14 protein-coding genes are annotated in these 22771 nt (G+C 60.4%); 12 read left to right on the top strand and 2 right to left on the bottom strand.

The annotated features are described in order from the left end of the window. The first annotated feature begins 376 nt into the window (after nt 1-376). From LKX83_RS24080 to LKX83_RS24045, 8 genes are all read left to right on the top strand, one after another. A complete protein-coding gene (locus LKX83_RS24080) occupies nt 377-2212 on the top strand; it encodes a cache domain-containing sensor histidine kinase (RefSeq protein WP_227885384.1) in 1836 nt (611 codons plus the stop codon). Between the two features lie 5 nt (nt 2213-2217). Next, nucleotides 2218-3540, top strand: a complete 1323-nt coding sequence (locus LKX83_RS24075; protein ID WP_227885383.1) for a response regulator — start codon at nt 2218-2220, stop codon at nt 3538-3540. 129 nt (nt 3541-3669) lie between these two features. Continuing rightward, entirely contained in the window at nt 3670-4593 is a 924-nt protein-coding gene (locus LKX83_RS24070; protein ID WP_227885382.1) for a carbohydrate ABC transporter permease, read from the top strand. Further along, nucleotides 4590-5459 (top strand): carbohydrate ABC transporter permease, encoded by an 870-nt coding sequence (locus LKX83_RS24065; RefSeq protein WP_227885381.1) that lies wholly within the window; start codon nt 4590-4592, stop codon nt 5457-5459. Before LKX83_RS24070 ends, LKX83_RS24065 begins: the two co-directional genes overlap by 4 nt. A gap of 140 nt (nt 5460-5599) precedes the next feature. Then, a complete protein-coding gene (locus LKX83_RS24060; RefSeq protein ID WP_227885380.1) occupies nt 5600-7057 on the top strand; it encodes an ABC transporter substrate-binding protein in 1458 nt (485 codons plus the stop codon). A 249-nt stretch (nt 7058-7306) separates the two neighbouring features. Further along, complete coding sequence (locus LKX83_RS24055) at nt 7307-9724, top strand: glycoside hydrolase family 31 protein (protein WP_227885379.1); 2418 nt, start codon at nt 7307-7309, stop codon at nt 9722-9724. 48 nt (nt 9725-9772) lie between these two features. Then, entirely contained in the window at nt 9773-12523 is a 2751-nt protein-coding gene (locus LKX83_RS24050) for a discoidin domain-containing protein (RefSeq protein WP_227885378.1), read from the top strand. 481 nt (nt 12524-13004) lie between these two features. Further along, nucleotides 13005-13475 carry a hypothetical protein gene (locus LKX83_RS24045; RefSeq protein ID WP_227885377.1) on the top strand — a complete coding sequence of 157 codons (471 nt, stop codon included), beginning with the start codon at nt 13005-13007 and terminating at the stop codon, nt 13473-13475. Between the two features lie 356 nt (nt 13476-13831). On the opposite strand, the gene LKX83_RS24040 is transcribed toward LKX83_RS24045, so the two are convergent. Together LKX83_RS24040 and LKX83_RS24035 are read right to left on the bottom strand one after the other, a co-directional pair. Then, nucleotides 13832-15289: an RCC1 domain-containing protein gene (locus LKX83_RS24040; protein ID WP_227885376.1), complete on the bottom strand. Its 1458-nt coding sequence runs from the start codon at nt 15287-15289 to the stop codon at nt 13832-13834. 346 nt (nt 15290-15635) lie between these two features. Beyond that, the gene (locus LKX83_RS24035) at nt 15636-16622 is read right to left on the bottom strand and encodes a LacI family DNA-binding transcriptional regulator (protein ID WP_227885375.1); all 987 of its coding nucleotides are present in this window, start codon (nt 16620-16622) and stop codon (nt 15636-15638) included. A gap of 329 nt (nt 16623-16951) precedes the next feature. Between LKX83_RS24035 and LKX83_RS24030 the strand changes: the two genes are divergently transcribed. The 4 genes from LKX83_RS24030 (at nt 16952) to LKX83_RS24015 (ending at nt 22670) form a co-directional block, all read left to right on the top strand. After that, a complete protein-coding gene (locus LKX83_RS24030; RefSeq protein WP_227885374.1) occupies nt 16952-18262 on the top strand; it encodes an ABC transporter substrate-binding protein in 1311 nt (436 codons plus the stop codon). 69 nt (nt 18263-18331) lie between these two features. Further along, nucleotides 18332-19225 (top strand): carbohydrate ABC transporter permease, encoded by an 894-nt coding sequence (locus LKX83_RS24025; RefSeq protein WP_227885373.1) that lies wholly within the window; start codon nt 18332-18334, stop codon nt 19223-19225. 15 nt (nt 19226-19240) lie between these two features. Then, the gene (locus LKX83_RS24020) at nt 19241-20065 is read left to right on the top strand and encodes a carbohydrate ABC transporter permease (RefSeq protein ID WP_227885372.1); all 825 of its coding nucleotides are present in this window, start codon (nt 19241-19243) and stop codon (nt 20063-20065) included. A gap of 34 nt (nt 20066-20099) precedes the next feature. Beyond that, a complete protein-coding gene (locus LKX83_RS24015; RefSeq protein WP_227885371.1) occupies nt 20100-22670 on the top strand; it encodes a GH116 family glycosyl-hydrolase in 2571 nt (856 codons plus the stop codon). Nucleotides 22671-22771: the final 101 nt, after the last annotated feature.

The raw sequence follows: 22771 nt of genomic DNA, 5'->3' as shown, positions 1-22771 counted from the left end.
GTTTTGCTTCAACTGGCGCGGTGAGCGCTGCATCGGAGGCATCGTAGGAGCATTTTGCTCCAACTAGCGAGAGAGGCGCGGCTTTGGTGGCGTAGTAGGAGCATTTTTTCGTCCCCCATCAAGGGATACGCGTACACAGTTTGTCTAACCACGAAAGCGGCGATGGTGATAGAATAGGAGGGCGACAATATGCCTAAAGGTGTGCGTATCCACGCATTTTAGGCGTGATTGTACGATGTTTGCGATCGGCGCTGGCGGGACCGCCGCGCTTCCCTAATACTAATGGCACGGTTGCTAGCGGGCGCGCCGGTCCGGTCGGACCGCGACGCAAGCGCTTACCTTGTTCATCATGCCCATGACGCCGGAGGGGCTCGCCTTGAAGATCAAAATGACCAACCCGCTGACCCGCATGCGCGTCAAGCACCAACTCATCCTATTGTTTTTCGTGCTGGTCAGCCCGGTCATTTTGCTGAACTGGTACGCCAATACGAGAGCCGAAGAAATTCTCAAACGTCATGTGACGAACGCATACGCGGAGCTGAACAAGCAGAATTTCTCGCTCATTGCCCGAGATATCGATACGATCAGCCGGATCATGACGACGATCATCCAAAATCCGGTGACGCAGAGCCTGCAGCATCAGGTAGAGCCGTTCGACCTCCCGGACGACCCGGACGAGACGTTCGACCGGGTCAAGCAGTACCAAGCGGCCGACCGGCTGCTGAATAACTATTCGCTCGGGATGACGGGCGGCGAAGCGGTATATTACTACCTCTACATCTACGACCCGGACGGCCAGTATCCGTTCGCCCCGATCCCGCAGTCCAAGTACAAAAACGGCGGCGTCTTCTTCTACTCGGACGAGACGAAGCCCGAATGGATCGACGAAGCGACCGAGCTCAAGGGCAGAGGCTACCTGAAGCTGGTGAAGGAGCTCAGCTCCGCTTCCGTCAAAAATACGCTCGGCTACATCCGCGCGGTCAACAGCACGGTGCAGGGCAACAAAACGATCGGCGTCCTGGTCGCCACGAACATGAACAAGAAGATCGAACAGTCGCTGCAGCCCGTCTCCCTGCCGGACGAAGGCGAGATCTATCTGACCGACTACGACAACCGCGTGCTCGCCTCTTCGACCTCCAAAATCGGCAACACGCTGGAGCTGCCGGCCAATCTGGTCACCGGGGACGACCCCGAAGGCACCGTGGACGTCATCGATTCGAGCTATATCTACGTCGAGCACTATCACTATGCGTCCCAGCAGAAGCTCATATATAAAATCCCGATCCGGTCGATGCTTCAGCAGTCGAGCGAGCTCAAGCAGGTCATCCAACTGATCTCCGCCGTTTACTTCCTGTTCGGGCTCGCCGTCATGGCGTATTTCTGGCGGTCGCTGCTCACGCCGATGCAGCGTCTGGCCGTGTTTACCCGCGCTTACGAGCCGGGCAAAAAAGTGCCGGACCGCGTGGAGAACGGACGCAACGACGAGGTCGGCGTACTGATCCATGCGGTGCACGGGATGGCGAGGCGCATGAACTCGCTCATCGAAGACCGCTATTTGATGGAGATCAAGCAAAAGGAGATCGAGCTGCAGGTGCTCTATCAGCAGATCAATCCCCACCTGCTGTACAACACGCTGGAGAGCATCTACTGGAAAAGCGCGCTGGAGGGCAACTCGCAATCGGCGGAGATGATCAAGGAGCTCGCCACGCTGATGCGCATCGCGCTGAGCCGAGGCAGGGAGCTTATCCCGCTCTCGGAGGAGCTGGAGCATGCGGAGGCTTATATGAATCTCCAGCAAAAGCGGTACGAGTACGAGTTCAAAGTGACGTGGGATCTGGCGGAGGACACGCTGGACAATCTCATTCCGAAAATTACCCTGCAGCCGCTCATCGAGAACGCGATCATCCACGGCGTCCGGAACATGGGCGAGGACGGCGAGATCGCCGTGACCGCCCGCAGCGAAACGGACCGCATCGTCATCCGGATCGCGGACAACGGCTACAAGGAAGTGGACTACGAGGCGATCGTTCGCACCTTGTCGGCTGACCAAGAACAGCCGAAAACGGGCTATGGCATCCGCAACGTCCACCAGCGCATCCAGCTGCATTTCGGCCCCTCCTACGGCCTACATTACGGGCCGGGGGAAGGCGGCGGCACGATCGTCACGATCGCGCTTCCGATCCGGGCGCAAACCGATCCAGAGGAGGATTAACGAGCATGTACAACATCCTGATCGTCGACGACGAACCGCTTATCTGCCGCGGGCTCGCCAATCTGCTTCAGACGTCGGGCCTCAATATCGGCCAGATCTTTACCGCGCACAGCGGCCACGAGGCGCTGGACTACCTCCGGATCGAAGACATCGACCTGCTCGTGACCGATATCCAGATGGGCGCCATGAACGGCATCGAGCTGATGCACCAGGCCAAAATCATCAAGCCCTGGGTGCAGGCGATCATCATTTCCGCACACGAGACGTTCCAGTACGCGCAGCTCGCCATCCGGCTCGGGGCGAAGGATTACCTGATCAAGCCGCTCAAGAGCGAACAATTCCTCGACTCGGTGCGCAACGTGCTGCTTCATATGGATAAGCCGATCCCTGCCGAGGACGAATACATGTCCCAACTGCGGGAGCACTTCCAGATGGAGGCGCCGAAGCCGCAGAAGATGGAGCGGCTGAATCGTCTTCTCGGAGCCGAAGGCGAAAGTCCGGAGCCGGAGGCGTCGGAGCTCGCGGCGCTCGGGCTCCATGGTCCCTACTTCGCGCTGATCAAGGTGAAACTGGACTTAGATTCCGCATCGGCGAGCAGACGCTTGCAGGCGGGCGACGAGGAGCTGATGCGGTACGCGGCGCTCAATATCGTCAGCGAGCTGCTCGGCAAGGAATGGAACCATACCGCGTTCTATTCTCCCGGCCGGGAAATCAGCATCCTCGTCGAGTGGGACGAGGCAGCCTACGGCGACTCGAGCGTCGACAAGATCAACCAGCTCGAGATGATCGGCCGCAGCCTTCATCACAATATCAACAAGTATTTGGACTTGCCCTGCGTGGTCGGCATCAGCCAGATTTTGAAGGGGGCCGGCTTTTTGCCCGCGCTGAACGAGCAGGCCCGAAAGGCGATCCTTTGGAACCGGGAGCACAAGGACCATTTCGTCTTCTACTACGGCGACTTCAAGTGGAATCTGTTCGGCGCGGAGCCGACGGAGGAGGAGTTGACCGAGCAGAACAACCAGATCGTCGACAAGGCGATGGAGTATATCCAGACGAACTACGCGCAGAAGGGACTGACCCTCCACGAGGTCGCCCAGCGCAACCACGTCAGCCCCAACTATTTGAGCTATCTGTTCAAAAAGAACACGGGCTTCAATCTGTGGGAGTACGTCATCAAGCTGCGAATGGAGGAGAGCAAGCGCCTTCTTCAGCAGACCGATCTCCGCCGGTACGAAATCGCGGAGCGCGTCGGCTACGAATCGCCGGAACATTTTAGCAAAATATTCAAGAAATACTACGGCGTAAGCCCCAGCGAGCTGAAGAAATAGGGCAGCCGGCTGCGGGGAGGACGCGCACCGTAATATCGCTCACGATCCCCATAGATACGCACATGTTCACGTCTTCCGCCTTTTCCTACAATGGAAATGGACCGATAGAAAAGGAATGAGGGAGACCGTATGAATCAAACGACCGTTTCCGCACGCCCGCTCGCCGCGGAGCCGTCGCGGGCGAGGGGGAGATGGAGAAGATACTTCTGGGGATACGCATTCGTGCTTCCTTCCGTCGCGATCTTTCTCGTCTTCCTCTGGATGCCGATCGTCAAGGGGATCGTCTTCAGCTTTTACCATGTCGACTTCGTCAAAGGCAACAGCTACGTCGGCGTCGACAACTACAAGTATATTTTCAAAGACCCCGACGTCTGGAAGGCCGTTAAGAACACGTTATATTATATGGGCCTCTGTATCGTCATCGGGTTCTGGGTGCCGATCCTGTTCGCGATCTCGATTTCGGAGCTCAAGCGGTTTCAGGGCTTTGCGCGGATCGCGGCCTATTTGCCCTATGTCGTGCCGGTCGTCGTCCTATACGGTCTGTGGAGATGGCTGTACGATCCGGTCGGACCGTTTAACGCCACGCTCAGCTGGCTCGGCATTACGCCGATCAATTTCATGACGGATACGCGCTGGTCGATGATTTCCATCGTCATCATGGAGACGTGGCAGCAGTTCGGGTCGGCGCTGCTGATCTATCTCGCCGCCATCATGAGCATTCCGCGGGACTGGTACGAGGCGGCCGAGATCGACGGAGCGGGCGTCTGGAGCCGCATCTGGCACGTCACGCTGCCGTCCATCCGCAATCAGATCGCGCTGCTGTTCATGCTGCAGCTGATCGGAACTTCCCAAGGCTTCCAATCCCAGTTCGCGATGCTGGACGGCGGACCGAACAACACCACGTTGACGTACGCGCTGTACATCGTGCGCAACGCCTTCAACAACTTTAACTACGGCGTCGCTTCGGCGCTTGGCGTGCTCATGTTCCTGGTGCTGGGCGTACTCGCCGTCATTCAGCACCGCATCTCGGGCAGGGGAGGGAACGCAGCATGAAAACCGCGGAACGCGGCATCATCTCCGCCTACGATCTGAAGAAGCCGGTCAACCGAATCGTCTACATCCTGATGGTGCTGATGATCGCCGTCATGGTCGTCTCCATGCTCTATCCGATCGCCGTCGCCTTCTTCAACGGGGTGAAGTCCAACGTAGAGGTCAATACGTTCCCGCCGCATTTCCTGCCGCAGGAATGGCATTTCGACAACTACAAAAAGGGCTGGGCGTATATCGATCTGGTGAAGTATCTCAAAAATACGCTGCTTATTTTCGCCGGGAGCATGGTCGTCACGGTCGTCCTGTCGGGCCTCGCCTCCTTCAGCCTGTCCAAGCTGGAGTGGCCGATGCGCAAGGGCGTATACTACTTCTTCCTGTCGACGCTGTTCATCCCGCCGACGACGTATATCATCCCGAACTTCATCAACCTGAAGGATCTCGGCATGATCAACACCTACTGGGCGTTCTGGCTGCCGGCGGCGGCCAACGCGTTCTACCTGCTGCTGCTGAAGAGCTTCTTCGACGGGATCAACCAGGAGCTGTTCGAGTCGTTCCGGGTCGACGGCGCCTCCGAGCTGCGCTGCTTCTTCCAGCTCGCGTTCCCGCTGTCGGTGCCCATCTTCGCAACGCTCGCCATCTTCGTCTTTTCCACGGCATGGAACGAATGGTTCTGGCCTTCGCTCGTCATGAGCGGCGACCACTATCCGCTCGCAACCGCCATCAAGCGCCTCGTCATCGACGCGCGGCGGCTGGAGACGAATATCCGGTTCGCCATTCTGACGATGGTCATGCTCCCGCCGATCGTCGTCTTCCTGATCTTCCAGCGGTTTATCGTGCGCGGGTTGAACGTCGGCAGCATCAAAGGCTGATCGCCGGTTCGCCGAACGGACCGTTCGGCGGACATCGTAAAGTTGCACACAATCGGAATAGGAATACACATCGTCCGATGTAAACGGCTCCATTATGATGATCCTGTAACCAAATACATGAAACGAGAAGGGGAAAATCCATGCGTAAGATGACAACAGTAGCATCCGGTATCATGGCGCTCAGCTTGGTACTCACGGCATGCGGCGGCAAAAATAACGATGGCGGCAACGCATCTCCAAGCAACTCCCCCGCTTCTCCCTCGGCTTCCTCTCCGGAAGCGAGCACGCCGGCATCTCCATCGGCGGACGATCTGACCTCCAAGAAGGTCACGATCAGCATCTACTATCCGACGCCCGACAAGCCCGAGCTGCGGGCGCTCGAGGACGACAAGATCAAGCGCTTCAACGAGAAGTTCCCGAACGTGACGATCGTCAAGAGCGACTGGCAGTACAACCCGAACGAAATCGGCATGAAGATGGGCGCGAACGAAGCGCCGACGCTGTTCAACACGTACGCCACCGAAGGCAAATTCCTGGCGGAAAAAGGCTGGGCGGCCGACATCACCGAACTGTTCAACAACTACGAATTCAAAGATCAGATGAATCCGCTGCTGCAGGATCAGTTCATCCTCGACGGCAAAGTGTACGGCATCGCGCAGCAAGGCTACATCACGGCGACCGGCGTCAACAAGAAGATGCTCGAAGCCAAAAGCATCACGCCGCCGGCTTACGACTGGACGTGGGACGACATGCTGAACACGGCCAAAGGCGTCGCCGACCCGGGCAAAGGCATCTCCGGCATCGCGCCGATGGGCAAGGGCAACGAAGCCGGCTGGAACTGGACCAACTTCCTGTTCGAAGCGGGCGGCGACATTCAGAGCGTCGCGGACGGCAAAGTGACGGCAACGTTCAATTCCGATGCCGGCGTCAAAGCGATGGAATTCTACCAAAAGCTGAAATGGGAAGCCAACGCGATCCCGCAAGACTGGGCGCTCGGCTGGGGCGACGCAGTCGGCGCCTTCGCGCAAGGACGCACGGCCATGGCGATCGCCGGACCTAGCGACCTCGCGGACCAAGCGATCAACCAAGGCGGCATGAAGCCGGAAGACGTCCTGATCTATCCGATGCCGGCAGCCGAAAAAGGCGGCAAGCACGCGGGCATCCTGGGCGGCGACTTCCTCGTCGTCAACCCGAACGCCACCAAAGACGAGCAAGCGATCGCATTCTACTATGCGACCTTCGACTACTTCTCCGACAAGGGTCTCGAGTCCCTCGAGACGAACATCCAAGCGCGGAAGAAGGACGGCAAGTTCTACGTGCCGCAAATGCTGAACTACTACAAAGACGATTCCGAGTACGGCCAAAAAGCGAAGGCGCTCTTCGCGAAGTACGACAACGTCTATCAGTACGACGCCAACGCGGTCGCGCTGCTGGACGGCAAGCCGGAAGCGCAGTTCAACACGCAAGACTACTACGCTACGATGACGAATGTCGTTCAAGAAGTGTTCTCCAAAAAGGGCACCGACGCGAAAGCGCAGCTGGATGCCGCCGCCAAAACGGTGCAAACGAAGTTCTACGACTCCATCAAGGTTCAATAATCGACGTTCCGACGCCAACCGGCCCCGAAGCGAACAACGCTTCGAGGCCGGTTTTTTTGCGTTGCGCATCGGTTAGGACATCCGATCGAGGCGACCGATCGAAGCGGTTTCGACAATCGACGGACCCGAAGAAGGAGAAGCCGCGAACTCCGTAAAACTGCACATAGGATGCGTAGGGCTGCGAATCGTTATCGTCCGACGGCCTTTGTATGATTAGGTCATCATCGAATGCAGAGGTGGCCTTTCATCATGTTGACAAGCGAAGCAATTCATCCCGACCAGCAAGGGTCGGATGCTGCTCTTTCCTCGATTTATCGAATCGGCCGCGTCGTGCGCGCGGAACGGCAGGGTGACGGAGCCATGCTGTTTCGCGGGGAATACGCGAGCGTGCTGGTCGCATTCGTCGGCTCGCGGACGCTCCGAATCAAGCTGAAGATCGGCGAGGGCGAGCCGGATCCCCGCACGACGCCCGCGATTTTGCGCGAGACGTTCGATGGCGCCGGCGCAGAGTTGCGGGAGGACGAGGGGACATACGAGCTGCGGACGGGCGCCTTGCGCGCCGTCGTGGCGAAGGACGAATTCGCGTTGAAGGTGTACGACGCGGAAGGCGAGCTCGTCCTGGAGGAGAAGGGCATCACGTGGAACGAGAAGAGGGCCGCGTCGATCGCGCTGGCCATGACGGACGAGTCGCATTTCTACGGATTGGGCGAGAAGACGGGCTTCCTGGACAAAAAGGGAGAGCGCTACGACATGTGGAACAGCGACGTGTACGCGCCGCACGTACCCGATATCGACGCGCTTTACCAGTCCATTCCGTGGTCCATCCACTTCCGGTACGGACGTCCCGCGTATGGCGTCCTGCTGGACAATCCCGGTCGGACCTCGTTCGACATGCGCACCCATGGCGACCGGTACTTGATTGCGGCGGAGAAGGGCGAGCTGGATCTGTACGTCCTGGGAGGTCCGACGCTGAAGGACGTCGTCTCCCGGCTGACGGACTTGACGGGCAAGACGCCGCTGCCGCCGAAGTGGGCGATCGGCTACCAGCAGTCCCGCTACAGCTATATGAGCCAGGACGAAGTGCTTGAGGTCGCCCGCACGTTCCGGCGCAAAGGCATCCCCTGCGACGTCCTGTACCTGGACATCCACTACATGGACGAATACCGGGTGTTCACTTGGGACCCGAACCGCTTTCCGCGGCCGAAGGAGATGATGGCGGAACTGACGGAGCTCGGCTTTCACCTCGTGCCGATCGTCGACCCCGGCGTCAAGCGCGACCCGACCTTTCCGATCTACCAGGAAGGCGTCGCGAACGGCTATTTCTGCCGCAAGCTCGAGGGCGAGATCTTCATCGGACCGGTATGGCCGGGACCGAGCGCCTTCCCCGACTTCACGGACGACCAGGCGGCGCGGTGGTGGGGAGACAAGCACGTCCACTATATCGATCACGGCATCAAAGGCATCTGGAACGACATGAACGAGCCTTCGGTGTTCAACGACGCGAAGACGATGGATCCCGACGTCGTCCACGGCAACAACGGCGACCCGAAGACGCACGAGGCGTGGCACAACCTGTACGGCATGCTGATGTCGAAGGCGACGCAGGAAGGGCTTAAGCGAGGACTCGGCGGCGAGCGGCCTTTCGTGCTGACCCGCGCCGGCTATACGGGCATCCAACGCTACGCGACCGTATGGACCGGCGACAACCGCAGCTATTGGGAGCACATGGCGATGAGCATCCCGATGGTGCTCAATCTCGGCTTGTCCGGCATCGCCTTTGCCGGTCCGGACATCGGGGGCTTCTCGCACCATACGTCGGGCGAGCTGCTGGCCCGCTGGACGCAGATGGGCGCTTTCATCCCGTTCTGCCGGAACCACAGCGCCATCGATACGATCCGCCAGGAGCCTTGGCTGTTCGGGGAACGGGTGGAGGACGTCTGCCGAACCTATATCGGCCTGCGTTATCGTCTCATGCCGCTGCTTTACTCGCTGTTCCACGAGGCATCGGCTTCCGGCCTGCCGATCGTTCGGCCGCTGCTGCTCGAGTATCCGGACGACCCGGAGGTATACAACCTGTGCGACCAATTCCTGTTCGGGCCGGATCTGCTGATCGCGCCGATCCTGCGTCCCGGCACGAAGGCAAGAGCCGTCTACCTGCCGGCGGGTGTCTGGTACGACTATTGGACCGGCGAGCGCCACGAGGGCGGCCGGCAGATGCTGGCGGAGGCGCCGCTCGAGACGCTTCCGATCTACGTGCGCGCAGGTGCAATCGTGCCGGAGCAGCCGCTGCGCCAGCACGCCGGCGACGCGGGCGAGGCCGACACCGCGGAGGCTCCGCTGATGCTGCGCGTCTATGCGGGCGAGAGCGGCAGCCTGCGGCTGTACGAAGATGACGGCAAGACATACGCCTACGAGCTGGGCGCTTACCGCCTCCGGTCGTTCGTCTGGGACGAAGAAGCGCGGACGCTGCGCAGCGAAGGCATGCACGACGGGCTCGCTTCGGCGCCGGAGCGGCTGCAGGCGGAGATCCGCCACCTGCGGACGAAGCCGGCGGACATCGCGGCGGCCGGGGACGCAACCGTCCTCTCCTGGTCCTACGACGAGGAGCGGCAATCGCTCGCCGTCTCGCTGGAGACCGCGGGAGACTGGTCGATCGCGATCCGGTAGGAGGCGACCCGGTCCGGCAAGCTCCCAATAGAGAGAAGGGGTGTACCGATGGCAAACGGCAAAAGCAAGAAGCGGAGCGGCAAATGGCTATGGATCGGCATCGCGGCGATCGTGGTGATCGCCGGCGCCGCCGCCCTCTATCCGGCCGCCGTGCCGGGGAACGCGGCGAGCCTGAAGAAGGCGGACGGGCTGCTGGTCGTATCCAACGGACGATACGAGGCGGCTTTCCGCGCCGACAACGGCGGGATCGCCTACCTGCGCGACAAGCAGGCGAAGACCGACCTCTCGGCGGGCAACCGCGACGGTGCGCTGTGGTGGGCGTTCCTGGAAGACGACAGCGCGCTGAGCGGGGCGAAGGCGGATTCGTTCGCGTACGGCTGGAACAAGCGCAAGGGCGAGCTCAGCCTGCATTACGGCGGCGCGCTGAAGGTGGAGGCGACGGTTCGCTTCGAGGCGAAAGGCCGAATCTCCATGCGGGCGGAGGTCGCCAACGGGACGGGCAAGACGCTTAAGTCGTTCCGGTTCCCCTACGAGCTGAAGGTGCAGTCCGACCAGGTCAAGGACGGGTTGCTGCCGATGCTGCCGGGCGCGCGGCTGAAAGACGCCTTCTTCAAGGACAACGCCTCCTTCGAGGACCAATACCCGGGCGTTCTGTTCGCCTCGTACGCGTCGGTCCGGACGGCAAACGGCAATCTGGCGGTCTACGACGTCCACGGCAAGACGGTCGCGACGGCGAATCTCGGCTTCAAAGCCCAGGTCAAGGAGCCCGGCATGACCGCCATCGTGCACGACTACGCGACGGCTTTGGCGCCGGACGCCAAATGGCGTACGCCCGAGATCGTGCTCGAGATCGGCGGCGACTATCCCGACTCGATCGCCTCGTACGGGGAGTTGAACGGCATTCGGGACTACAAGACGCTGGATCGGAAGCTCGGCAAGTCGTTGTCGACGTATTCCCGGCTCCCGTTCTACAAGATGGACGTCTCGGCGCTCAAGGACGCGAGTTGGGACGTGCTGAAGACGAAGTACGCCGACCAGCTCGCCTATCCGGGCGTGCTCCATCTTGTCGGCTTCCAGACGGGCGGGCATGACGAGAACTACCCGGACTTTTTGCCTCCCGATCCGAAGTGGGGCGGAGACGACGCGTTCCAGGCATTCGTAAAGGAGGCGAAAGCGAAGGGGAACAAGGTCGTGCCGTATACGAACTTCTCGTGGTGGGGCGTTCGCTCGCCGACGCTGGCCGCGCTGCCCGCGGGCGTGAAGCTGGAGGACGTCGTCGTCCGGGACCGCACGGGGACGATCGTCAAGGAAGACTATGGCGAGCACAGCGGCTATGTCGCCAACATCAACCATCCATACGTCCGCGAGCGGATCGACGGGGAGCACCGCAAGCTGATGGACGCGGGCTTCGACGGCGTCTTCGAGGACCAGTGGGGCATCCGCAACGTCCCGTTCGTTTACAACGCCAGCAATCCGGCCGGTACCGATCCTTCGACGGCGTATATGGCGGGCGTGCGCGACTACTTCGCCTCCGTCAAGCACCCGATGTATACGGAGGACGGCTTCGACGTGCTGGCGGACGACGCGACGGGCTTTATGGGCTCGAACTACTTGTGGGACCTGCTCGGCTACCGGGTCAAGACGGCGGCCTATACCGACTACTATCCGATGATCGGCATGCTCGCGCGCGACAAAGTCATGCTCTATCAGCACGATCTGGCTTCCCAGACGATGACGGACAACCAGGACATGCTGCGCTGGAACGCCGCAATGGGCTACAGCCTGAGCGCGGACCTGTTCAACGGCGTGAACAACCCGTGGGTCGATCTGGCCGGCGTCTACCAACGCTACGTTCTGGCGGACTACGTCGGCGAGCCGGTGCGCGGATACGTCCAAGTGACGGACGCGGTGACCCGGACGGACTTCGGCAGCCGCCAGGTGACGGCGAACTGGGACAAGACGCAGCCCTACGCCCTCGATGCCGCGACGGCGCTGTCGCCGGGCGGCTTCGACATCTCGTCCCCGGACGGCAAGGTACGCGCGGGCAACTACGTCCGGTACAACGGCGCCGATCTCGATCCGGGCGAGCATGATCTCGTGGAGGTGCGGACGGACGACGAGATCCGCGTCTACCAGCCTTACGGCACCGATACGACGCTGCGTATCAAAAAGGGGTCCAAGTGGGCGCATGCGACGGCGACGGCCTATACGGCGGGCGGCGCGAAGATTGCCGATCTGGTCGTTACCGAGGAAGGCGACTTCCTCAAGTTCGACTATGTCGCTCTGGTCAAGGAGCAAAAGGTCGGATACGTGGCGCTGGCCAAGTCCGCCAAGCCGAGCGAAGCGAAGGAAACGTTCGAAAAGGTGAAGCTGCAGACGAACCTGGCCGCGGGCAAGGACATTCTGTCGACGACCGATACGGCCAAGGAATTCCCCGCGAAGCTTGCGAACGACGGGGATCCGTATACGTATTGGGAGAGCGTCGCCAAGAAGTTCCCGCAGTCGATCACCGTCGATCTGGGCGAGCCGCACGAGGTGCAGCGCGTCGTCCTCTCCCTCCCGCCGCAGGACGCGTGGGAGAAGCGGGACCAGACGATCGAGGTGCTCGGCAGCGAGGACGGTCAGACCTTCGCGACGCTGTCGCCGACCAGTCCCTGCACGTTCGACCCGAAGGCGGGCAACAAGGTCGAGATCGCACTCGACGCGCCCGCCAAGGTCCGGTACGTCCGGCTGACCGTCTCCGACAACACGGCCTGGGCGGCCGCGCAGATCTCGGAATTCGAAGTATACGGCAAGTAAAGCAGAAGACAAAGACCCGCGGCGTCTGTATGAGGGCCGCGGGTTTTCGTTTGTTGGGATGAAAATGCCTAGTTCGACTGGGGGAGGATGGCTGAACAGCGGCCGAACAACCTTCGTGGAAATCTGTTCGAAATTTCATACAGAATGATTCCTGAATTCGTAAAATCGAAAAATAGGCATGAAAAATCGAATACAATCGTGCCTTCTCGCGGCAAAGAGGTCTTTGTATGCGAAAAATCGTACAGATGAGCGCATTTTCGCTTCCTTGGAATGGACGATATTCTATACTTAGAAGAAGGGTCCATTATTATCCATGCTGGAGGCGTTACTCATGTCTATTTATTCCGTTCGCTTCACCAATCAATCCTTAATCGACGGAAACGCAGTCCTATTTCAGACGGAGCCTCATCAACATATGACTCGGGGGTTATTTCCGTTAGCGTGGTTAGTTAAATCATGCCGGAAAGGGGACACGGTCGAAATGAAGTGGAATGAGGATTATAGCTTTGTATGGAGCTTCACGGGTGGTCGGTTAGAGCCTGGGTTGGTATTTAGCCCCGATCAAATGATTCAGACAGATCCGGCCGCGCCGAACAACAATCGAATTAGCCTTACCTTTGGTCACGGGCTCGCATTTCACGGCAGGACGACGGATGCAAGCGCAAAAGGAAATTTGCTCATTCAAGTAGAACACACTGTACCGATTTACTATGCCGCTGCAGGAGTCGGAATGTCTGGATCAAGCACGTTGGTACAGACCGTTTTTCCGAACCAAGAGATTAAGTTCGCCGCTAATCCGGAATATAGGATCACATTTGGTCATTATCAACAAGGGGAAGTGCTCGATGCGGGTTCTGTATTTTCGCATCCCATCCAATTTCCTCCAAACTGTAAATCCGCTAATGTAGTCATTGAACGAAATAATACATTTAGTGTTTCCTACGACAAATAAGAAGTAACGGTCGGGCCGTCCCGTGGTCGAGGGATGGCCCCTTAACGTAAACCTAACCTATATTTCTCAACGCGGGGCCAACGTACGCTCGTCGAGAAAGCAATAACTTGCAAAAGGGCGCCGGGCCCGTTCTTGGCCGGGGAAACGGAAAGGGAGCCTCGCGCGCGACGCGCTGATCCTCGAATCGCAACAAGCCTCAGGCGCCGGATAGGGTCCGGAACCTGAGGCTTGTTCGTTTGGGTCTGCCCGTTGGGCGAATTCGCACTATCGGACAGGATCGGCGCGAAGCCCATCCAAAGGATCAAGAGATGTCAATCGAATGATCGACGGAAGCATCATTCCTTTGCTTCGCCGCGTCAGTTCGACGGGATGGCGTCGAAGCGGACCTCGCCCGTCTTCGCGTCCCAATCGATGCTTGTCCCGAACCATTCGGCGAGCAGCCGCGCGGGGAGGACGACGCGGTTGTTCACGACGGAGAGGGGCGTCTTGAGCGTCACCGGCTGCCCATCCATCATCAACTGCGTCGAGCCGATCTGCCCTTGCAGGAGTCGACCGCCATATTGGACGACCATCGTCTTCTGCTTGCGGGAATATTCCGTCCACGCGATAACCGCGCCGGCGGCGTCCGCGACGGTCTTGACGGGCACGTACGCCGTGTCGTCGCGGATCAAGGCCGGCTCGGCCTGCTCCTGTCCGCCTATGCGAATGGATACCGTATGTGCGACGCGCTGGGCTCTGGCATAGCTGGCGGCTTCGCGCACCGGATAGCCCGCCGACCCGATCCCGAGTTCCCCGCGGCGGTTCAGTCCCCACGCATAGACGCTGCCATTCTCGTACAATGCCAGACCGTAACCGGCTCCGGCCGCGACCTGCTTCACGCCGTGGAGGCCGGGAAGCTTCAGCGGCAAGTTCGACGAGCCGTGCGAGGTCTGTCCCATCAATTGGCCGGAGAGATCGAGGCCGGCCCCCCACACTTCGCCTTTCTTCGTCATGAACAAGGCAAAGCTGCTCGAGACGGACAGGGAACGAACCTGACCCGCCAGCAGGGAGACGGGCTGCGGCGTCGCGACGTAGGTTCGCTTGGGCGCTCCGATGCCGAGCTGTCCGTAATAATTGTTGCCCCACGCAAATACCGTGCCGTCCTCGCGAAGAGCGAAGGTCCCATCGATCTTGATGATATGGCGCAGCTCGGGAATACGCTTGGGACGCATCTGCATGTCCTTCGCGGAGAGCGGGTCGTACCATTCCTTGTGCGGCGCGATAAGCTGCCCCCACGTATAGACCGTTCCGTCCCTGGCCAAGGCGATGTTGTTGCCGCGCTGGGCGGAGACGGCGATGATATTGGACAAGCCCGCGATCCGCTGCGGCTTGACGACATCCTGATTCCCCAGCTTGCCGTTCGCAAGCTGACCGAAGCGGTTGCTCCCCCACGCCCACACGGTACCGTCCTTCCGGACGGCAAACGCGTAGCCGTCCGCATCGGACACGTCGATGACGTGCGTCAGGTTGGCGACTTGCTCCGGCTCCTCTCCCGTGCCGGTCGGATACCGCCAGACGGTCCCGTCCAATCGCCAGGCGTAGAAGGCGTCGCTTCGCCAGCCGAACGCCTCCCGGACGTTCGAGAGCGCGAGGACCCGGGTCGGCAGCGTCGTGCCGTCGCCGAATCGCCACGCCGTGCCGTCTTCCTTGTAGAGCATGCCAGGCTTGACTCGTTCTACCTTGGGGCCCGCCTCCGCCTTCGCATGCCCCATCCAAGCCGCCGAAGAGAGCGCGATAGCGGCCGATAGGGTTAGCGCGAGCGCTTGTTTGATCATACCGAACTCCTTCCGCTCCCGCGAACGGGCAGCGTCTTTCGATGATTGCAACTAGTCTATTAGACGCAGGATCGGCGGAAAAAGTTTTGAGAGAAGCGCGCCCGGCTGGAAAATAACGACAAATCACGACTGCCGGACGCACCGCCAGTCACGACCTTTTAGAATGTAGAGGTTTCACGCTTATCCCTTTCGAATGGTCTCCGATAAAAACGTTCGTGACCCTGCCGGGTCACAGGCTATGATGAAAATGCGTCAGATCGCGTCGTTTTCTTAAAAAACGCATCACCCTCTTCCGAGGACGGCGAAGCCGTTCTTCCTTGCTTAGAGCGGCCTCCGCATCCGTGCGTCAGATCGATTCGCCCTGGATGATGCGATGGGGAATCGTCGTCCGCATCGGCACGTCCCGTTCCGCGATCCGGTCGATGAGCAGGTCGACCGCCCGTGTACCGACATCGTCCGACGAATACGCGATCGTCGACAAGGCCGGCGAGATATAAGCCAGCGTGTCGATATTGTCGAAGCCCATCAGTCCGACGTCCTGCGGAATGCGAATGCCCTTCTGCTTCAGATGCAGCAGCACCTTCAGCGCATATTTGTCGCTTGTGCAGAGGATCACTTTCTTCTTGTCCCCCCGCTGCAGGAGCGCGTCGATCTCCTCCAGATAGCCCTTGTGCAGCACGATATCGGTCAGCAGGCCAGGCGTCTCCGCGATCGCCTCCTCGAAGCCGAGGTAGCGCTGCTCGACGGCGTACAGATTGGTCTTGCCGGCCAGCGCCATCGGCGGACTGAGATAGATGATCTCTTCGTAGCCCTGGGCGGCCAGATGCCGTACGGCGTCCCGGATCGCCGCGCGGTCGTCTACCCATACGTAGGGGATGTCGTCGGAGACCAGGTTGCCGAAGGTAACGACGGGCACGCCCAGCTTGCCGAGGAAACGCTCGAACGCTTCGCCCTTGTTGACGGAGAGGAGCAGGACCCCATCCACCTTGCGGTCGACGAGATGCTGCAGGCAGTCCTTCTCTTTCTCGGGGTCCTTGTTCGTCAGCGTCAAGTACAGGAAATAGCCCAGTTCGCTGGCCCTCGTCTCGATCGCGTTGACGAGCTGGGGGAAGAGACGGTTGTTGATGTCGAACAGGACGGCGCCGATCGAGCGCGTGCTGCCCTTCACCAGGCTCTGCGCGAGAAAGTGCGGCCGATAGCCGAGCTGCTCCGCCACCTGAAGGATCTTCTCCTTGGTCTCCGGATTGATGCCAGGGCGGTTGTTCAGCGCCCGGTCGACGGTGCCGCGCGATACGCCGCAGATTTCGGCGATTTGCTGGCTCGTTTTGCTCATGGTCTGGTTCTCCTAAACGAATCAGTAGAGTAAGCCCCAAGCCGAGGACTTAGGACGGAATATGCCTGCTATTTCGATTATATGCAAAAATAGCGAAAAAATAAATGCGTTCACGTGCACGATTTTCTGTTTACAGTCATTTTGCCCTGTGCTATATTTAAGCCGTTCACGTGCACGGTGACCAATATTCGCTAGCGGCGGGAGAATCTAGGTTCATGGCAAGGAAGAGAATCAAGGGGATGACCGCGGTAACTTAGGCATGGGTTTTTTTCTAAAGGTCGTTTTGTAAGCGCTTAAACGATCAACCTTCCGAGAAGGAGCGACCCACGATGAGAAGAACGAGAAGCGTCGCCGTCCTGGCGCTGATCCTGTCGCTGTTAGTCTCGCTCATGGCGGCATGCGCAGGCGGCTCCAAGAACGGGGAAGCCTCCGCGTCCGCCGATACGGGCGGAGCGGTCAAGGGCAAGCAAGAGGTCACGATCGTCTGGAACGAAGGAGACGTCAGCAACGAGCAGCTGAAGGTGCTGCTGGAAGAGTTCAACAAGAAGAACTCCGACATCAAGGTCAACCGGATCTCGGTGACGAGCAACGGCTGGGCCGACTACTTCAACAAGATCCAGACGATGATCGCGGGCGGCAAAGCCCCGGACGTCATCCGGGTCGCCATCGAAGGCATTCAGATGTTCGCGAAGCAGGACCTGCTGCTGCCGCTCGACGACTACATGGAGAAGTTCCCGGACGCGCTGGAGAATTACGAGGACCTGCACCCGAAGCTGCAATCCCCGTTCGTCTTCGACGGCAAGACGTACGGCTTCGTCTGGGACTGGAACAACGTGGTCATGCACTTCAACACCGATCTGCTGAAGGAGGCGGGGCTGCCCGTTCCCCCGTCCGACTGGACCCGCGACGACTTTCTCCGCTACGCCCAAGCGCTCACGACCGACAAAGGCGGGAAGAAGACATTCGGCTTCGCCATCCCGAACTACTACTTCGGGGCATCGGCTTGGCTGTTCAACAACGAAGCGAGCGTCTTGGACGAGAGCATGACGTCGAGCAAGCTGGATGACCCGAACGCCATCGAGATGATGCAGTTTTTCCAGGACTTGATCTACAAATACAAAGTCTCGCCCGTGCCGAATCCGAAGTCCGACATGATCAACGACCTGATCTCCGGCCGCGTCGCGATGATCTCCGCCGGCAAGTGGCCGTTCGGCACCTATGACAAGACGAAGTTCAAGGCGATCGACATTCAGCTCCTGCCGAAGTTCAAGACGCAAAAGGTCATCTTCGGCTCCGGCGCGTTCCCGGTCCTGAAGTCGACGAAGCAGCCGGAGGCGGCGTTCAAGCTGGCGGCGTTCCTGTCCTCGTCCTTCTCGCAGAAGACGACGCTGTCGAACTTCTCGATCCCGACCCGCATCTCGGTCATGAAGGAAGTGCTGCCGAAGACGCCGGCCGAGCATTGGCAGGTGTACGCGGACAGCGCCGATATCGCCCAGCCGGTCGAAGCGCCGATGCAGTACGGCGAGATCGAAGGCATCTTCAACCGCTACATGTCGTCGATCCTCTCCAACCAGATGGATGCCGCGACGGCCATGAAAAAGGCGAAGACGGAGATCGACGCCGCCCTGGCCAAAAAATAATCCAGCGGAAGCCGAAGGGGGCGCAGCGGCCCAGGACCGCAGCTCCCGGCGGCTTCCGAGGAGGTATTCATGAGAATGCGTCGGTCCGTCAAGGACGGCTTCGCCGGCTATCTGTTCCTGTTTCCCGCGCTGCTCCTGTTCATCGTGTTCGTCGCCGAGCCGCTCGTCGTCTCCGTCTATCTGAGCTTCACCCAGTACAACGTCATTACCCCGCACCGGTGGACGGGAATGGACAATCTGCGCCAGTTCTGGCACGACCAGCGCCTCGGCCTCATGTACGGCAATACGCTGAAGTACGTCCTCATTCTCGTCCCCATGCACATGATTCTGGGGCTGCTCCTGGCGCTCGGAGCGACGCGAAGCATCTCGAGCCGATGGAAGTACTTCTACCGAACAGCCTACTACTTCCCCGTGCTGGTCACCTCGGCGGCCGTTGCCGTTGCTTGGAGCTTTATCTACGACAACGACTTCGGCGTCCTTAACTACCTGCTGGGCCTGCTCGGCATCGAGCGGATTCCTTGGCTGCAATCGCCGAAGTGGGTCTACCTGGCCGTCGCGATCTACAGCTTTTGGAAGTTCGTCGGCAACGCCTTCCTCTATTACGTAATCGGGCTGCAGAACATCCCGAGAACGCTGTACGAGGCGGCGGAGATCGACGGGGCGAGCGCCGCGCAGTCCTTCTTCCGGCTCACGCTGCCGATGCTGTCGCCGACGATCTTCTTCGTGCTCGTCACGACGCTGATCGGCGCGACGCAGATCTTCGACGAGCCCTACCTGATCACCGGCGGCGGACCGGGCGACGCCTCGCGGTCGGTGAACATGTACATCTACGAGGTCGCGTTCCAGCACCACGAGATGGGCTACGCCTCCCTCGTCTCGATCAGCTTGTTCCTCATCATCCTGCTCGTGACCGTGCTCCAATTCCGGTTCAGCCGGCAGTGGGTGTCCTATAACCAAGAATAGAGAGGAGGAAGGCCGATGAAGCGATACGGCGCCAGATGGCTGACGGACGGCGCGCTGCTGATCGTCGCGGCGTTCATGTTCGCGCCCTTCCTGTGGATCGTCTCGACGTCGCTCCGGCTGCCGCAGAACTCCTTCGACTTGCCTCCGGCGATTTTCCCGACGACATTCAACTTCGACAACTACGGCGAAGTGTTCAAGCGAGTGCCGCTGCTCGCGTTCATGGTGAACAGTCTCAAGGTCGCGGGACTGATCGTGATCGGGCATGTGTTCATCTCCAGCATGGCGGCTTACGCGTTCGCCCGTCTTTCTTTTCCCGGCAAAAACGCCATCTTCCTCATTTTTCTGTCCGGACTCATGATCCCGGGCCAGGTGACGATCATCCCGCAGTTCATCCTGCTGTCGAAGCTCGATCTGGTCGATACGCACGCGGCGCTCATCCTGCCGGCGCTGATCAACCCGTTCGGCATCTTCCTTATCCGGCAGATGATGATGACGATCTCCCCGAGCTACGAGGAAGCGGCGTTCATCGACGGCGCGGGCCGCGTCCGCGGGTATCTCAACGTCATCCTGCCCATGTCCGTACCGGTCATCGCCATGACGAGCGTGATGACGTTCATCGCGCATTGGAACGATTTTTTCCGGCCGCTCATCTTCCTGAATACGGCGGAGAAGATGACGCTCCCGATCGGCATGACCGTACTGAACGGCCAGTTCGGGGCGGGCAATCTGTCCGCGATCCTCGCGGGGGTGACGATCACGCTGATCGTGCCGATGCTCTTCTATATCTTCGGGCAGAAGTATCTGATCGAAGGCATCGCGGGCGGCGGACTGAAGGTCTAAATCACAGCCGATAGCGGCAAAAAGGAGATCCATCATGACGACATCCGGATCATTCGTATACGCAGGCTACAAAACGAAGGAAATCTCGTTCCCGCTCGGAGGCATCGGCAGCGGCTGTATCGGCCTCGCGGGCAACGGCAGGCTCATCGATTGGGAGATTTTCAACAAGCCGAACAAACTGAGCCACAACGGTTTCTCCTTCTTCGCCGTCAAGGCGGAAGCGCAGGGAGAAGTGAAGCTGTCCAAGGTGCTGCACGGCGATCTCCAAGCTCCCTATACAGGCGAAGGCAAGGGCAAGTTCGAAGGCTACGGCTACGGTCCGAAGCGCGAGAACATGACGGGCTTCCCGCATTTCGCGAGCACCTCGTTCCGCGGCGAATATCCGTTCGCGGAAATCGCGTTCGACGACGCGGGGGATCCGATCTCGGTCAAGCTGACCGCATTCAATCCGCTCATCCCGCTGAACGCCAAGGACTCCTCGCTGCCGGCCGCCGTGCTGACCTATGCCGTGACGAACCGGTCGGCGGAGCCGCTCGACGTGAGCGTCGTCGGCAACCTGACCAACCCCGCCAAGCGGGGCGCCATGAACAGTTACTTCGACGAGGCGGGATTCCGGGGCTTCAAGCTCCGCTCGAACGCCTACGCCGAGGAGGAGGCCGCATACGGAGATCTGACGCTCGCGACGGACTGCGAGGACGTCAGCTACCAGAGCTATTGGTACCGCGGGGGCTGGTTCGACAACGCCGTCGTGTTCTGGCAGGAATTCACCGCTCCGGGCAAGTTCAAGGAGCGGCACTATGACGACGTCAGCGCCCTCGGAGAGGATGCCCGCCAGTGGCGGGACGTCTGCCTGCTCAGCGGGCATCGGACGCTGGCGCCGGGAGAAACCGGCAAGTTCACGTTCATCCTCTCCTGGAGCTACCCGAACTACGTGAACGATTGGAACCCGGGCAAGGGCAAGGAGCACGGACCGTATCCGACGTGGAAAAACTACTACGCGACGCAGTTCAAGGATTCGAAGGAGACGGCCGCGTACGTGTTCGCGGAGCTGCCGCGCCTCGAACGCGAGACGCGCGCGTTCAAGGACCTGCTGTTCGGCTCGACGCTGCCGCACGAAGTGGTGGACGCCGTCTCGGCCAACATCTCGATCCTGAAATCGCCGACGGTGCTCCGCCTGCCCGACGGCTCCCTCTACGGCTTCGAGGGCGTTCATACGAACGAGGGCTCCTGCGAAGGCTCTTGCACCCACGTGTGGGGCTATGAGCAGGTCACCCCGTTCCTGTTCCCCGAGCTGGCCCGGTCGATGCGGAACAATCACTATCGGCACGCGCAGTTCGACAACGGCAAGGTCGCGTTCCGTCTCATGCTGCCGCCCGAGCGGACGCGCGAGGAGAACAAGTTCCACGCGGCGGCGGACGGCCAGATGGCCGACATCGTGAAGACGTACCGGGAATGGCGCATCTCCGGCGATACAGACTGGCTGCGCGGCATCTGGCCGCAGGTGAAGAAGTCGCTCGAATACGCCTGGGACCCGACGAACGACGATTGGTGGGACCGCGACCGCGACGGCGTCATGGAGGGCGTGCAGCATCATACGCTGGACGAGGAGGCGTACGGACCGAACGCTTTCTTGTCCGGCATGTACCACGGCGCGCTGCTGGCGGCGTCCGTCATGGCCGAGGCGCTCGGCGACGCGGCGGCCGGGGAGTACCGGGAGCTGTACGAGCGGGGGCGCCGTTGGGTGAGCGACCACCTGTTCAACGGCGAATACTTCACGCAGCAGATCGACCTGAAGGACGAACGGTTCGACGTCGATCCCGAGCTCGGCGAGATCAAGTACCAGTTCGGCGAAGCCTGCCACATCGACCAGGTGCTGGGCCAATGGCACGCGCACGTCGTCGGGCTCGGCTACGTGTTCGACCGCGAGCAGGCGCGCGCGGCGGTGAGCGCGATCTACAAGTACAACTTCATTCCGGTGCTGCGGGACTATACGAACGCCTGCCGAATCTACGGGCTAAACGACGAGCGCGGGCTCCTGATCGCCACGTACCCGAAAGGGGGCGCGCCGAAGGTGCCGGTGCCGTATGCCGACGAGTGCATGAACGGGTTCGAGTACCAGGCGGCGAGCCATATGATCTACGAAGGTCTCGTGGAGGAGGGGCTTGCGGTCGTCCGGGCGATCCGGCACCGCTACGACGGGGAACGCCGCAATCCGTGGAACGAATTCGAGTGCGGCAGCAACTATGTGCGTTCCATGGCGTCTTATTCTTTGTTAACCGCACTGAGCGGGTTCGAGTATGACCAGGCGCAGGAAGGCCTCATCGGGTTCAGTCCGGTCGTGAACCGCGAAGCGTTCAGGACGTTCTGGTCGCTGGGCCGGGGATGGGGCGAGTTCGCGCATGCGGACGGACAGCTGCGCCTGACGGTCGCATACGGCGAGCTTACGGTCGGGCGCTTCCGCTCCGACCTGCTCGCGGGCAAGACGGCCGCGGCGGTCGCCGTGAACGGACGCCCCGTCGTCTGCGAGCGGGAGGGCGACGATCTCGTCTTCCCGGAGCGAGTGCGTCTCGCTGCCGGAGAGACGTTGACGATCGAGGCGCGGTAAGCGCGCGGATCACGAAGCCTTGGCATTGCTGGCTTGTGCGTTGACGCCCGGTCTGCCCGATCCGCCGCTGCATCGCCGGGGCCTTGTTTGCCAGGCGAAAA

It is taken from the genome of Cohnella baijiui, assembly GCF_020731285.1.
Taxonomy (GTDB): Bacteria; Bacillota; Bacilli; order Paenibacillales; family Paenibacillaceae; genus Cohnella.
Note: the sequence above shows the minus strand (reverse complement) of the source record. Positions and strands in the feature narration are given on the sequence as shown.